Genomic DNA, 14,399 nt, shown 5'->3' with positions numbered 1-14,399 from the left:
CGCTCGAAGGCAGGCCGGTGGTCTTGCAAAAGTCGGGCAAAGGTAAGGCTTTGGCGCTTAACCTACAAACCTCCCTTTCAATTTATTATCGCGAGGCTCTGCACCTTACCTTGCCGATCTAATTCTTCGGCATGATTCGTACGGCTGTGCTAGCCTGGCTTGGCGTGTTATTCTTTACCTCCGGTCTCGGTGCGCAGCAGGGCATGTCACGCATTCAATTTGCCAAACTCCCCCTGCTGAGTCTGCCGGCGATGAACAACGATAGTCTGCTCGCCGCCGAACTACCTCTCCGCAAACCCGGCCGGCCCCAGACCTTCGCGGTCAGCCTGCCCGTCCACCTGTCCCCCCAAACCGACGGCCAGTGGACGCAACGCGCCGATCAGTATCTCTGGCGAATGCGCGTTAAAAGCCCCGGGGCCAAATCGCTCAATCTGGGATTCTCCCGCTTCGTCCTTCCCCCCGGTGCCGCCCTTTATCTCACCAACGACACGCAACGGTATGGCCCCTTCACGGCCGCCGACAACGAAGACCACGCCCAATTGTGGACGCCGCTCCTGCGCGGCGACGAAGTAATGTTGGAGCTAGAAGTACCCCAGCGTAGCAAGGACGCGGTGGAACTCGTCCTCTCCACCGTCAATCACGATTTCGAAGGCGCGATCGATCTGCTTTCCGGCGACTGCCACATCGACGTCGCCTGTGGCGCCGCCGACGGGTTCCCCAGGGTAGATGACTACCGCGACATTATTCGCAGCGTGGCCGCCTATACCCTGGAGGGCAGGGCCAAGTGTACCGGATTTTTAGTCAACAACGGCAATCAGGATGGTCGCCCGCTCTTCCTCACCGCCAATCACTGCGGCGTAGATGAGGAAACGGCACCAACCATGGTCACCTACTGGAACTTTGAAAACGATGTTTGCCGCGCACCCGGTTCCGCGGAAAGTGGGGCGGAAGGCAACGGCCGGCTGGAAGTTTTCAATACCGGTGCCCGCCTGTTGGCCAGCCACTCCGGTACGGATATGACGCTGGTCGAGCTGGACGAGCCCGTCAACCCGCGCGCCAGAGCCTACTTCGCCGGCTGGGATGCCCGCAGCGGCTTACCGGAGGGTGTCCTGACCATCCACCACCCCAATCTCGACGAAAAACGAATATCCTTTTCCGACCAGCCCATCACCCGCTCCACCATCGTCGGGGAAGAATCAGCTACCGGGAAATTTCTGCGCGTACCCAGTTGGGACCTGGGCTCCACGGAAGGAGGCTCGTCCGGAGCACCGCTGTTCGATGCAGACGGGCGGGTCCGGGGGCAGCTCTTTGGCGGACGGGCATCCTGCTCGAACGAGGAAGAGGATATGTTCGGTTGGCTATACGCCAGTTGGACGGGGGGTGGTAGTCCCGATTCCCGACTTATGGACTGGCTGGATCCGTGCGGCAACACGAGTGGAATTTTGCCCGGCCTCGACGAATTGAGCCTGAATGGTATGCTCATCTCCAGTCAGGGCTGTCAGCAAATATGTTCCGGTGGGGAGGCTACCTTCGAATTCACCCTGGGTAATGACTTCCCGGAGGCTTCATCCCTTACCGTAAGCGGCGATCCGGCGCTTTCCATAAGTATGCCGGAAGCCGTAGACGGCGGGGGGAGCTTCTCCCTCTCCGTAGCCGCCTCCACGGCAGCCGCCGGAACCTACAGCATCGAAGTGACCGCCGAGGGTGACGAACGGGAAGATGCGCTGACCGTCGTACTTCAGGTAGCGGACGATACGCCACCGGCACTCGTGGACCTCAGTCCCCAAAATAACAGCACCGGTATCGACCCCTTCGTCGAGCTGGCGTGGGAAGCCGATCCGGAAGCGGAAAGCTATGAACTTCAGTACGCCCTGTCATCTGATTTCACCGCCCTTGTAGCCGATTTCACCCAACTTACCGCCACCACCTACCGCCCGGATTATCCCCTGCCGGGCGATACCCGCTACTACTGGCGCGTGCGCGCACGTAATGCCTGTGGCGCCGGCCCCTGGTCGGACGTACGGTCATTCACTACCGACATCCGCACGTGTCTGCTCAAGCGGGGCGAGGCCTTACCCGTACCCATTCCGGCCGCCGATCCTTCGGAAGTGGTCGCCGAACTCGAAATTACGGACGATATCAATCCGGCCAATCTCGAAGTTATCGTGGGGATCGAGCACAGTTTCGTGGGCGATCTCAGTGTATCGCTGGTCGGGCCCTCGGGTGAGGAAGTGAAGCTGTTCGCTCCCCTTGATAATGGCAGCTGTCCGGCCAGTAACGTCTACGCCACCTTTACCGCCACGGCCAGCCTCACGGCCGATGCCTTCAGCGAACGCTGCGAGGACGGCAACGATCAAGACTATCTGCGGGTGCAGCCCCTCGAGTCACTGGAAGGCTTCACGGATAGGAATGCCCGCGGCGTCTGGAAACTGGTAGTGAACGACGAAGCGGCCATGGACGGCGGGGCCATCACCGAATTCCGGCTGCGGCTCTGTGAAAACCGGGCCGACCGTCGCGACCTTGCCGTAGAGCTACTCAGCGACCCGATTACAGCGTGCGCCAATGAGGGAGGTACCGCCAGGCTCCGGATCGGGAGTGCCTTCTCGGACGGCATCGCTCTCCACATGGAGGCCGGATCGCTGCCCCTGGACAATTACACCTACTCCTATGATACCGAATCGCGGGAGGTCGACGTGACCTTCACGGCGTGGACGTATGCGGGCGACGGAGCGCAGGAATTAATCTTTACCGTGTTGGACGATGACGGTGCCGAAGGACGGGCCCTTAATACGCTCACCGTACTTCCCCTGCCGGAGCCGGTCACGCCTATCCGGGCACGGGTCCGCGAAGAACGCATCACTTTCCAGTGGCGGGGATCCGATATAGCCGATACCTACACGCTGGAGGTGTCGCCGACCGATACTTTCGATGACCCCGTATTAGCCACCACCACCCGCAACCGGCAGATCACGCTTTCCCGTAGCGACTTGCCCGACTTATTCTACTGGCGCGTACAAACCAACAACGATTGCGGCAGCTTTCCGGGGCCGTCACGGGCCATCAGCGCCGATACCGCTAACGCCACGTATACGCTACGGGCGGACCAACAAATCGCCATCTTTCCGAATCCCACGATCGGTGACGTACGCATCGCCCTGGAAGGCGAATGGGATGATCCTCGGGTTGGTGCGCGGCTGTTGGGTACCGGTGGTCAGGAAGTAAAACGCTGGCCCGACCTACAAACGTTGGGTTACCAGCTACAGCTTAGCGATCTTCCGGCCGGTGTCTACTTTTTACAGCTTACCGGTAGCTTTGGACGGATCACGGAGCGCTTATTGATACTCCGGTAAGGGCTTTCTTATCCGTAGCTGCCGGAAATGCCCCAAAACCATATCGCGCATGAAACCCAGTTACCTATTCCTCTTTTTACTGGCAAGCACCGGGCTGTCTGCTCAGGCCACCCTCGACCGGGTAATCCAGGAATTTACCGCTTCTCCGGCCTTCCGGCACGCGACGGTGGGAATCGCCGTCCGCGAAGTAGCCTCCGGCAACCACCTCGCCGGCTATAACGCCGACCTTTCGCTCATTCCGGCATCTACGCAAAAGCTACTGACCACTGCGGCGGCCATGGATATCCTGGGGGCGGATTATCGCTTTCGGACCCAACTGATTGCCGGCGGGGAGGTCAATGACGGTACCCTCAGCGGTGACCTTTACGTCATCGGCGGCGGTGACCCGACATTGGGTAGCCCCTACATGGACGGCGTGGCCGATCTCGATGCCGTGCTCGACAACTGGGTGGCCGCCGTTCGCAAACGGGGCATTCGCAGGATTACCGGGACCGTCGTTGGCGACGGCAGCTATTACGACTCCGCCGGTACGGGGCGGGGCTGGCCCTGGGCCGACCTGGGTAATTATTACGGAGCCGGAGTCCACGGTCTCAATATCAACGAGAACGCATATCAGCTTTACTTCAGCCGGCGTTCGACGGAGGGCAGCACGCCACCCGTCAGCGGTACCGACCCGGAAATCCCCGGCCTGACCTTCACCAATGAGTTGCGGAGCGGACCCTCCGGCAGTGGCGACAACGCTTACATCTTCGGGGCTCCCTACAATTATCACCATTACATCCGCGGCACCATTCCCCGCGGTTCGGGCCGCTTCCCTATACGGGGGGCCATTCCGGATCCGCCACTTCTCGCCGCCCAGCTATTGCACAAAAAGTTGACCGCCGCCGGTATACAGGTCGATGCGCCCGCTACCACGAAGCGGCTAGAAGGTGAAAACATCCGACCTGGAAACGTGCTCCTGGAAACCTTTTCTCCCCCCCTGGCGGAGATTGCCGATCGTACCAACATGCGTAGTGTCAATCTGTACGCGGAAGGATTACTACGCGAGATCAATAAAAAACAGGGCGTGCCGGCCCACGAGCTTTCCTCCACGGATGCCGTTACCGACTGGCTGGAAAGCCGCGGACTCCCCACGGGGTCGGTCCGGTTGCGTGACGGATCCGGCCTGGATGCGCGCAACTTCTTCAGTCCGGGCTTTATGACCGCCTTTCTGGTAGATCGCGCCGGGGAAACGAGGTGGTTACAGACCATCCCCGTGGCTGGGCGCAGCGGGAGCTTGCGAAACACGCTGCGCGGCACGGCCGCCGAGGGCCGGGTGCGGGCTAAATCCGGTACGGTCAATGCCGTTCGGGCGTACGCCGGATATGTGGACCGACCTGACGGACAGCGACTCGCCTTTAGCGTTGTCATCAACAACTATTCCAACAGTAGCCGGGGGGTCAGTCAGCTCTTGTACGGGTTCATGCGTGATCTGGTCACGGCCCGGCTCTAGAGGCGGCTAAGCGGGGGTTGGCCGTATCTTGCCGATCGCTAGTCGACTATTTATGCGCCTGATCCCCTTGTTATTGGTTCTTCTACTGGCCTGCGAGCAGGAAGAGAAACCCGCTCCGCCATCCGAGGATGTATATGCATCGGAGGATGTAATCGACCGCGACCAGGAACGCCACGTCTGGCAAAAACCCGGCGTAGTCATCGACGTCCTCGGGGACATCGAGGAGAAAGTCATCGCGGATATCGGGGCGGGAGAGGGCTTTTTCGCGCGCCGTCTGGCTCCGCTAGCCGACCGGGTCATCGCGATCGAAATCGACAAACGCTGGATCGAATATCTCGACACCGTGCGCAAAACCGAGCTTCCGAGACAACTCCAACCCCGTTTGGTACCCCGTCTGGCCCTACCGGACGATCCCATGCTCACTAAGCGGGAGGTCGATATCGTTCTCTTCGTCAATACGCTTTACCTGATCTCCGATCAGGAGGCCTATTTGCATAAGCTCCTTCCCGCCCTCCGGCCGAACGGTCGAATTGTCATCGTCGACTGGAAAAAACAGGACACCGACCTGGGGCCCGACCCCGCTGAGCGCATCAGTTTGCCCGACCTGGGGCGTATGCTCAACTCAGCCGGCTTCGAGATCGTCTCGGTCGACAATACCGCGCTGGATTACCAGTATATCGTGGTTGCTGAGAGGAAGGAGTAGCTCCCTTTGGTCGCAGTTAGTACGGTAGTCGGTAGTCGCCTCCTTTGTCGGCGGGGTAGTACGGTAGAAATTGCTCCCCTTGGTCGCTGTTAGTCGGTAGTCGCCTCCCACGTCGGCGGAATAGTACGGTAGTAGTTCCCTCTGGTCGCTGTTAGTGGGTAGCTTCGTCGTACCGCCTACCGTCCTACCCCCTACCACACTAATCCCCCCTATCCAGCCAACGCAACAACAGCGGAATCAGCAGCAAATCACTAATCAGTGCACTAGCCAGGGTCAGACTGATTAGCAATCCGATCGTAACGCTGGGCGGGCTTTCGCTGAAGAGCATGACCAGGAAGCCGAAAAATAGTACGACCGAGGTGAGGACGATGGCCTTTCCGGTCTCCCGAAAAGTCAGATGGATCGATTCCTGCACGTTTAAACCGCGGCGTCGAGCCAGTTTGTACTTCGATAGAAAGTGGATGGTGTCGTCGACGGCAATTCCGAAGATGATCGCGAAGACGATGCTCACCCCGGCCTCCAGCTCGATCTGCAAAAATCCGAGCATGGCTCCCGCAATGAGGAGGGGCAGCAGATTGGGGATCAGGCTGATGACAAGCATTTTCCAGTTCCGGAACAACCCTACCATCAGCAGGCAGACGATTAGAATGGCCAGGCCCAATCCCTGCAACAAGCTCCGGCGAATGTACTCGGCGTTCTTGTCTACGATCAGGCCAGTCCCCGTCGACCGGATCTCGATCAGACTGGTATCGACGTTCGCGTTAATCCAGTCTCGGGTATTATTCAGGAAGACTTTGATGCTGTCCGCCCCGATATCGTCCAGTCGGCTGGTGATCCGGGCTTTACGTCGGTCGCGACTGACCAGCATATTCAGGTTAACGTCCGGCACGCGCTCGGCCAATTGGCGGTATTCCCGGTAGCGACGCTCAGTAGCGGGCAGGACGTAAGCATCGGCGCGATTATTACTGTACGCCTGATTGATGCTTCGATATACGGCGGTAATACTTGCCGTACTCTGTACGAAGGGGAACTTCTTGACGTAGTCCTCCACCTTTCCGATTTCTTGGAGCACGGGAAAGTCAGTCACCTGGCTACTATCCCGCGTCGTAATGGCTAGCTCGAACGGACGGAAGCCGCTTAACTCCCGCTCAAAGAACTGGAAGTCTTCCGTCACCTTCCGGTTATTGGGCAGGGTAGATTCGATGCGGTAATTGGTCGTAATCATTGATATGCCCCACACACACAGACCTACCGTCGCTACCGCACCAATTTTGATGGCCGTAGCGCGCCGCTGGGTAAACTGATAGGTACCCTCCAGCAGTCGATCCCAGAACGCCTGCTGACGACCGATCTTGACGATCTGGTCGACGCTCAGGTAACTCAGCAGCGAAGTAGTGAACAGGATGACCGTCAGATAGGCGATCATCACCCCGATCGCGGCATTGATTCCGAAGTCACGGATCGGATCGACCCGGCTGGTTAGCAGGGTGGCAAAGCCCACAGCCGTCGTGATCGAAGTGAGCAGGGTCGCCAGGCCGATTTCCTTCATTGACACCCGGATGGCCGCCTCCTTGTCCAGTCCCTTGCGCAACTCGTCGATGTACTTGGACATGATATGGATCACGTCCGAGGTGCCCACAATGATCATCAATACCGGGTAAAGAGCGGCAATAGCATTCAACTCCCGGCCCATTATACCGAGGGTTCCCATGAACAGGAGCAAGCCAAGTGCGATACTGACCAGCGCTACGGCGATCCCCAGGGGCCTCCGGAACAATAGAAACATCACCAGCGTAACCAGCAGCCCGGACACGATGGCCGAAACCACCACCTCCCGAATCGACATCGCAACCAGCTCCGTTTGGAAATAGGCAGGCCCCAGGTAATGGTAGTCCGGAATATCGTATTGGGCCATTAGGCTGTCGAGCCCCCGCATCAGCGATTGGCTCTGTTCCAGGTTAATCAGGCTCGGCGTTTTCAGCACCGTCACTAAAGCCGTCCCCCGCTCGTTGATCAAATTGCCGACGAAGCGCTCGTCCGCCATGATGCGGGCACTATCCGCGGCGTACCGCGCCGGCTCCTCCAGGTGAATGGCCGGCACCGTTGTAATCGCGAAGGGCGTCTTGATCGGGTAGCCGAAAGTGGTCAGGGACTGCACGCCATCCACCTGGGGCAGGTTGCGAACGGCTACCGTAAAGTCCCGGACCTCGGCGAGGAAGGTACTGTCGAAAACCGTAGGCTCGCGCTCCAGAGCGACGAGCAAAAAGTTATCGTCGCCTTCAAATTCATCAATGAATTCCAGAAAGAACGCCAGGTCCTCATCTCCCCGTGGAAAGAATTGCTGAAAGTCAAAGGTGAAATTGAGCCGGAAGCAACCGTAGGCGGCAACGGCGGCATAAACCGCGAAGAAGATTATAACCGGGAGGCGATATCGGCGCATGTAGGGCGGGTAATACGCGTAGTAAATTCAGTCCGGCCGGGAAGGTTGTGCAACCGGTACAATTAGCGTTTTCCGCGCCCGCCACCCTTAGGTTTAGACTTTGAGCTTCGGGATTTGCGCTTGTAAACCAGGTGCATCCTATCCTCCAGGGGATTTGCGGTATCCTCCTCATAGCGTTCCCGGTTCAGGTAGGTTTCCCGGGCGAGAAAGAGCGCTGCCAGTAGGGAATCCGGGCTCGCTTTATCCTGCCCCACGAGATCGTAGGCGGTACCATGATCGGGGGAGGTGCGGATCGCCGGTAATCCGGCCGTAAAGTTGACACCCTTGCCGAAACTGAGCGCTTTAAAGGGAATCAGCCCCTGGTCGTGGTACATGGCCAGCACACCATCGTACTTCTTGAAATTGCCGCTTCCGAAAAACCCGTCCGCCGGAAACGGACCGAAGGCCATGATCCCCGCTTCCTTCGCCACTTCGATAGCGGGACGAACCGTTTCACCGTCTTCCTTCCCGATTCGACCCTGATCTCCGGCGTGCGGATTAAGTGCCAGGACGGCAATAAGGGGTTTTTCCTTACCAAAATCCGCTCGCAAACTGCGGTCCATGATCTTAAGCTTGGCCACGATCTTTTCCTTGGTTACGGCCGTGGCCACCTCACTCACCGGGATGTGATTGGTCACGACACCCACTCGCAGGTCGTCGCTGACAAGAAACATCAGGCTTTCCTTTGCCTCCAGGCGGTCGGTGAGCATCTCGGTGTGGCCCGGATAGGGAAAACTGGCCTGCGGCATCACCGATTTGTTGATGGGAGCCGTCACCAGGGCATCCAGCTGGCCAGCCTTCAATTCATCAACTACCCGCTCGAGTGAGCGGGCGGCGGCTATCCCCCCCGCTTCCGTGGGTTGTCCCGGTGCGGTTTCTACCTCGTCATCCCAACTCCTGACCAAGTTCACTTCCCCTTCTTCCGCCGCTTCGGCGTTTTCTACAACGCGGATGGGAAAGTCCGGATAATTCGCGAAAACTTCCTCCGCGGCATAAATCACCGGAGTGACCAGGTCCAGTATGCCCCGTCGGCTAAGTGCTTTGACGATCACTTCCGGCCCGATGCCATTGACATCACCGACCGAAATTCCTATGCGCAATGGGTCCATACGGGTAAGCTTGATTGGGGCACGAAGGTAGCTACCCGCCGGCCGGGAACGGTAAAGGCTCCGTAAGTTTGTGCCATGAAGCCTTTCGTACCGGTGTTGATGCTTGCGGCCTTGTTGTCCTCCGCTTGTGGCCCCGATGAGGCCGTACGGGTGCAGCTGACCCCCGATCAGCGCGACACCTTCCATGCCATTGCCAGCCGTCGCATTGATTCTCTGCGGCCCCTATTGGACAGCATCTGTACGATCACCTTCGAGGATCGCGTCGCCGCTGCAACCGACAGTATCGTACAGCGCCGCTTGGAGGAAGAGACCCGGCTCCGTGCCCGTTTGCCCCAAATTACCGGGCAATGAGGTACACCTTAATCCTGACGATACTACTCGCATTGAGCTGCGGGCCTGAAGAAATTCATCCCGAGCAGATAATCGAGGAGCGGGCCCAGTTGCAGGTATCCGTGATACGCGGCAACCTCCTGCGCGCCTGTGAAGAGGAGGTCATTGAGGCCGCCCGGCTGCGAGCCGATTCCCTGTTACTCGATCGGGCACGCCGCATGCGCAGGATCGCCGGGCGTCCGCCCCGCCCCGGTCGGCCGGGCGAGCCCCCGGCGCAGGAATTATCCGAGCCCCTGCCGTTGCGTCCCCTTTTTCCCTTCGAAATCCGGTTTGATACGCTACTCCGCGACAGCCTCCTGCAGGATAGTCTCCGCCTCGACAGCATTATGCGGCTAGACTCCCTGGTGAGTCCCGGAGATACTCTTTGAGCAAACGATATAACTTATTTGATAACAAGCACAAATAATATCATCAAAATGATGGATAATGCTTGTACGGCGTCGAAAGCATCACTATATTTGTACTATCAGTGACCGGATATCATCAGGTCGGTGACAATGAACTAGAGACCTATGAATTAGGACTATTTTTTTTGCAACCTTTTTTCGAAGCCGGAACCGCAAGTTCCGGCTTTTTTAATAGGCGATAGCCGTAGCGGTATAGCCGTAATGCCGGGCACCTTCGGAGTCATCCTCCCGATCGTGGACGTCCGCGAGGAAGAATCCTCCCTCGCACTGGTTTGCCACGCTGTCCGTCAGTTTGCAGCGGTGCAAGTCCTCGTAGGTTTGGTAGTCAATCTCCTGCCGGTTATCCAGCCGCATGCTCAGGTCGAAATCCCGGGTAATCTTTTGCCAGCCTTCCTGCACCTCGGCCGCGAATACCTTAGCCTTCGATCCGCTGCCATAAGCGAAAACAAGTACTTCCTGACCGGCCAGGTTATAATCTTTATTCAGTCCGTTTTCCAGGATGGCCATCAGACTCAGGAATACACTACCCGAATACAGGTTACCTACCCGTGAACTGGCCCAGTCTCCCGGCGCGATCAGCCGCTCGACGAATTGCTGGTAATCCGGTGTTTTAGTGACCGACCGCAGGAATTCACTGCACTTGGTGATGTAGGCTTCCCGATCCTTGTAGTCGTCGGCACAGGGCACGTCCAGATTGTTGCGATCGATAAAGTCTTCCCACTGATCGCTTTCTTTCAGCTCTTCCATATAGATCTCGGAGAACATTCGCCTGGCTTGGTAAGCATACGGCAGGTGAAAGGCCAGCGCAGCGTAGGATCCATCCAGCTTACCGGCGGGGACGCGGTGACGGCGGCGGTAGTCCAGTAAGGCTTCCCGTATGCGGGCCTGGTACGCTTCGTTGCTGTACGGACCGTCGAAGACCGGCGTATCCTTGTGCAGGGTCAAATACTTCTCGTTGCAGTCGAGCACGCCTTTTACGTTCAGCCCGGCGGTGAGCTTCTCTTCCAACTCGTCTAGGCGATAGTCCTCGGCACTCAGATCAGGTAATAGGTTGATCACCTCCGCGATGATGTCCTGCTTGCGCACCTTCCGTTTCGGCTTAAAGAAATCGTGCGCCGGGCGGGTCGCTACGCCGAAGTCCGGGTCAATCGCCAACAGGCGGGGCGCGCGCTTCACGACCATGGCAATGGAACCGGCCCCCTGAGTGTACTCCCCGGTACTACCCATCTCGTACTTCGCGTTGTCAGTCGCTACTACGATTGCGGTCCGTCCCTCTTTGGCGGCGCTCCATTCGAGGCAATTCTGCAGCGCATCCACCGCACCGATACAGGCAAACGTAAGATCGACCACGTCGCAGTGCAGAAAGCAGTTCGGACCGTGGGAATCGGCGAAGTGATCCGTCAGCATATCCAGTACGTAGGTAGCCGTCGGCTTTGCTCCGTCCAGGGCGCTCTCGGTACCGAGATACAGCCGCCCGATGCTGGAGGGCTCCAAATCACTCTTGTGCATCAGATCCAGTACGGCATTGGCCGCCATGGTCGCACTATCCTCCAGGGCATCCGTGACCGCCATCTCCCGGAGTCCCAACCCCTTATTCAATTTCTCATACGGCAGATCGCGGGCCTTGGCCAGTTGCTCGATCGGAAGATAGAGGGGGGGAACATAGAGCGTGAAGTCGTCAATGCCGACGGTCGGGCTTGTCATAGTGTGCTGTATTAATCGCTGACCGTTCAACGGCGGCGTACAGCGGAGGGTTTAACCCGCCACCCGGCAGTGGCGCATATATTCCAACACCATGGCGGGAATAAGATCACCCGTCAGGCTGTGGCCGCAATCCCGGGTAGTGATCAGGCTCGATCCCTTCCAGTTTTTGTGCATCCGGTAGGCCCCGTCGATGGGGGCCAGATCGTCACACTCGTCGTGCACGATCAGGCCAGGTACCCGCAGCTTTTTTACGTAGTTGACGAAGGAGATATCCGAATAACTCATATCCAGTTTGCGACGGAACTGATCGTCAATGCCCTTTTTCACTTTCTCGTGCACCCCGATGACGGCGCAGAACTTGTCGATGAAGTTTTCCAATTCGCCAGGTACCGCCAGGCTGATAAATTGCTTGGGTGCGTACTCCGGTTCCAGTTCGGCCAGGTAGAGAATTGCCGCCATCCCGCCCGCGGAGTGACCGATCCAGAAGTCCGGCGCGAATTCAAGGTCCTGTAAGTAGGCACCCAGTGCCTCCGCGTACATAAGGGCGTTAAAGCGCCGGCCCTTGCTCTTGCCGTGGGCGGGCGCATCGAAAGCGTAGATTGAATATCCCGCTTTCCGCAGTGGCTCGAAAAAGGCAAACCAGCGACCGGTGTTGCTCTCCCAGCCGTGTAAGAGCAATACCGTGGGTCCCTCCGCCGGCCAGTGATAGCACTGTAGCGTCGTTCCGTTCGCCTCGAAAGTATACTGCCGGGCCTCCTTCATGAAGGCCTCGCTCAGCGGTTCATCCGCCGCGCGACGCGGTTTGCTCAGCAGGTAGAAGCCCAGCTTGCCGGCGTGCCGGCGCGACATGAGCGCCGTACCGTTCAGTAGCCTGCGTATGCTACCCAGTACAAACTTTTCTTTCCTACCTGCCATCCGGCACTTACACGGTTAGTCTGGGCAAACTTAAGTCCGATTCCGGGAACTTCCCGTTCAATGGGGTCGTTAACTCCACTCCCAACCCCGCGACCATGACCCATTTCGCTCAACGTATTGGCCGACTGTATCTGCGGTCATTCGCCGGGTTGCCGCGGAAAGTCTGGCTTCTCTCCCTTGTCATGGTGGTGAATCGCAGCGGAGCCATGGTCATCGCTTTTTTATCGGTTTACCTGGTCAACTCCATGGGCTACTCCGCCACCGCGGCCGGTTGGGTGATGGGCTCCTTCGGAGCCGGAGGCATCGTCGGGAACTACGTCGGCGGCCTGCTCAATGACCGCTTTGGTTCCTGGCACATCATGTTCGTCAGTTTGGTCGTGGCGGGATTTCTGCACATCCTGATCGGACAGATCACCGGCTTCTGGCCCTTGTGCATCCTCGTCTTCCTTACTTCGATGGTGGCCGATGCCTTCCGTCCGGCTAACCGGGCGGCCATCGCCGTATACGCGGACGACGAAAACCTGACCCAGGCCTACGGGCTACAACGGCTGGCGGCCAATCTTGGTTTTTCCATCGGCCCCGCCCTGGGCGGTCTGCTCATCGCGGTGTACGGCTACGAGAGCCTGTTTTGGGCGGACGGCGTCACCTTCCTCCTGGCCGCCGGATTGTTCCTTGTCACCATTCCACCCGACGAAACCGCCCGCCCCCTCGCCCGCTCCGAACCCGATACGCCTATATCCGAGCGAGCGCTCGAAGAAACACGGCCCGGCCTCCGCCAACCCTGGCTAGTGCGCATGATCCTGGCCAATGCCTGCATCATCACCTGCTTCTTTCAATTTTTCAGTACGGTACCGGTTCATCTGACGCAGAATGGATATACCGAAGGACAGTTCGGCCTGCTGCTCACCATCAGCGGCGTGACCATCGTCGCCATCGAGATGCCGCTGGTATACCTCGCCGACCGCCGCTACCGCCCGCTCTACGTTATGCTCACTGGAACGGCACTGATCCTGGCCGGCTACCTCATGCTGCCGCTCAGCGTACTGGCCGGTTACGCTTTTCTGGTCGTTTGGATCCTGCTCATCACCTTCGGGGAAATCCTCCTGATGCCGTTCACGAGTACCTACGTAGCCAAGCACGCGCCACCGGCCCGTCGCGGCGAATATCTCGGCTTGCTGTCGGCCAGCTACTCCCTGGCCTTCGTGCTCACGCCCGTAGTTGGATTTCAATTAGCGGAATACTTCGGCTACGCTACGTCCATCTACACGGTGTCGGCCATGGGTCTACTAGGCTTCCTGCTTTTATTGACGGTCGACGGCGCCCGCGAAGTCCGTGCACGGGAACTCGCAGTCAGGTAAGTACGTCGACCACGGTCTTCAGTGTAGCAAAAAAGGGCTCGCGCGCCTCCCCGGATATGCTGTCCTCTTCCTCCTCGTCGGCCAGTACCAGGTCTTCTACGAAGGCCAGTAATTCTTCCTCCTCGCTATCCTCGAAGAAGGGCGTAAGCCGATCGCGAAAACTGCTCGCCTTCGACCGACCGAATATTTCGTAGTTGTGTTCCTCGGCCTGGGCGATCTCCTCGCCGCCGGCTACGGGAATCCCCGCCCGCTCGTCGTCGACCGACTGGTAGATCACGAGGGCCGCAAACATCAGTAGGGCCCGCTCTTCCTCCGTAAAGGCTTCCGTGTCCTCATTGGTCAGGTAATCCATCAACTCCGGTTGGCTCTCGGCAAAGTCGCGGATTTCGGTTTCGTAATCTTCCGTACCCCGCTCGAGGCGGTCCAGTACGCGATCAATGGTGGCTTCCTGAATCAAGGCTTGATGTGTAGTTGAAATTTTGCGGCGGAGCG

11 protein-coding genes are annotated in these 14,399 nt (G+C 58.4%); 6 read left to right on the top strand and 5 right to left on the bottom strand.

The features are described from left to right. Nucleotides 1–131 precede the first annotated feature (131 nt). From DRW39_RS11580 to DRW39_RS11570, 3 genes are read left to right on the top strand one after another with little or no spacing between them, the layout of a single operon-like run. Nucleotides 132–3,350, top strand: a complete 3,219-nt coding sequence (locus DRW39_RS11580) for a proprotein convertase P-domain-containing protein (RefSeq protein WP_116107203.1) — start codon at nt 132–134, stop codon at nt 3,348–3,350. A 49-nt stretch (nt 3,351–3,399) separates the two neighbouring features. Continuing rightward, nucleotides 3,400–4,842: a D-alanyl-D-alanine carboxypeptidase/D-alanyl-D-alanine-endopeptidase gene (gene dacB / locus DRW39_RS11575; protein ID WP_116107202.1), complete on the top strand. Its 1,443-nt coding sequence runs from the start codon at nt 3,400–3,402 to the stop codon at nt 4,840–4,842. Nucleotides 4,843–4,894: 52 nt separating this feature from the next. Beyond that, nucleotides 4,895–5,545 (top strand): class I SAM-dependent methyltransferase, encoded by a 651-nt coding sequence (locus DRW39_RS11570; RefSeq protein WP_116107201.1) that lies wholly within the window; start codon nt 4,895–4,897, stop codon nt 5,543–5,545. A 199-nt stretch (nt 5,546–5,744) separates the two neighbouring features. Here the strand turns inward: DRW39_RS11570 and DRW39_RS11565 are convergent, their stop codons facing one another. Together DRW39_RS11565 and pdxA are read right to left on the bottom strand one after the other, a co-directional pair. Next, nucleotides 5,745–7,985, bottom strand: a complete 2,241-nt coding sequence (locus DRW39_RS11565; protein WP_116107200.1) for an efflux RND transporter permease subunit — start codon at nt 7,983–7,985, stop codon at nt 5,745–5,747. Between the two features lie 62 nt (nt 7,986–8,047). Beyond that, nucleotides 8,048–9,133, bottom strand: a complete 1,086-nt coding sequence (gene pdxA / locus DRW39_RS11560; protein WP_116107199.1) for a 4-hydroxythreonine-4-phosphate dehydrogenase PdxA — start codon at nt 9,131–9,133, stop codon at nt 8,048–8,050. A gap of 75 nt (nt 9,134–9,208) precedes the next feature. Here pdxA and DRW39_RS11555 point away from each other — a divergent pair, with 75 nt between their 5' ends. Continuing rightward, a complete protein-coding gene (locus tag DRW39_RS11555) occupies nt 9,209–9,484 on the top strand; it encodes a hypothetical protein (protein WP_116107198.1) in 276 nt (91 codons plus the stop codon). Beyond that, nucleotides 9,481–9,891 carry a hypothetical protein gene (locus tag DRW39_RS11550; RefSeq protein ID WP_116107197.1) on the top strand — a complete coding sequence of 137 codons (411 nt, stop codon included), beginning with the start codon at nt 9,481–9,483 and terminating at the stop codon, nt 9,889–9,891. Before DRW39_RS11555 ends, DRW39_RS11550 begins: the two co-directional genes overlap by 4 nt. A gap of 207 nt (nt 9,892–10,098) precedes the next feature. On the opposite strand, the gene DRW39_RS11545 is transcribed toward DRW39_RS11550, so the two are convergent. Both DRW39_RS11545 and DRW39_RS11540 read right to left on the bottom strand, forming a co-directional pair. Beyond that, nucleotides 10,099–11,634 (bottom strand): hydroxymethylglutaryl-CoA synthase family protein, encoded by a 1,536-nt coding sequence (locus DRW39_RS11545; protein ID WP_116107196.1) that lies wholly within the window; start codon nt 11,632–11,634, stop codon nt 10,099–10,101. Between the two features lie 51 nt (nt 11,635–11,685). After that, a complete protein-coding gene (locus DRW39_RS11540; protein ID WP_116107195.1) occupies nt 11,686–12,549 on the bottom strand; it encodes an alpha/beta fold hydrolase in 864 nt (287 codons plus the stop codon). 95 nt (nt 12,550–12,644) lie between these two features. Here DRW39_RS11540 and DRW39_RS11535 point away from each other — a divergent pair, with 95 nt between their 5' ends. Next, complete coding sequence (locus DRW39_RS11535; RefSeq protein WP_116107194.1) at nt 12,645–13,907, top strand: MFS transporter; 1,263 nt, start codon at nt 12,645–12,647, stop codon at nt 13,905–13,907. Here DRW39_RS11535 and DRW39_RS11530 read toward each other — a convergent pair. Next, nucleotides 13,900–14,364, bottom strand: a complete 465-nt coding sequence (locus DRW39_RS11530; RefSeq protein ID WP_116107193.1) for a hypothetical protein — start codon at nt 14,362–14,364, stop codon at nt 13,900–13,902. The genes DRW39_RS11535 and DRW39_RS11530 overlap by 8 nt on opposite strands. Between the last annotated feature and the right edge of the window lie 35 nt (nt 14,365–14,399).

This window comes from Lewinella sp. IMCC34191 (assembly GCF_003390935.1).
In the GTDB taxonomy this organism is placed as follows: Bacteria; Bacteroidota; Bacteroidia; order Chitinophagales; family Saprospiraceae; genus Neolewinella.
The sequence above is the reverse complement of the archived record's forward strand: the minus strand, read 5'-3'. Positions and strand labels throughout refer to the sequence as shown.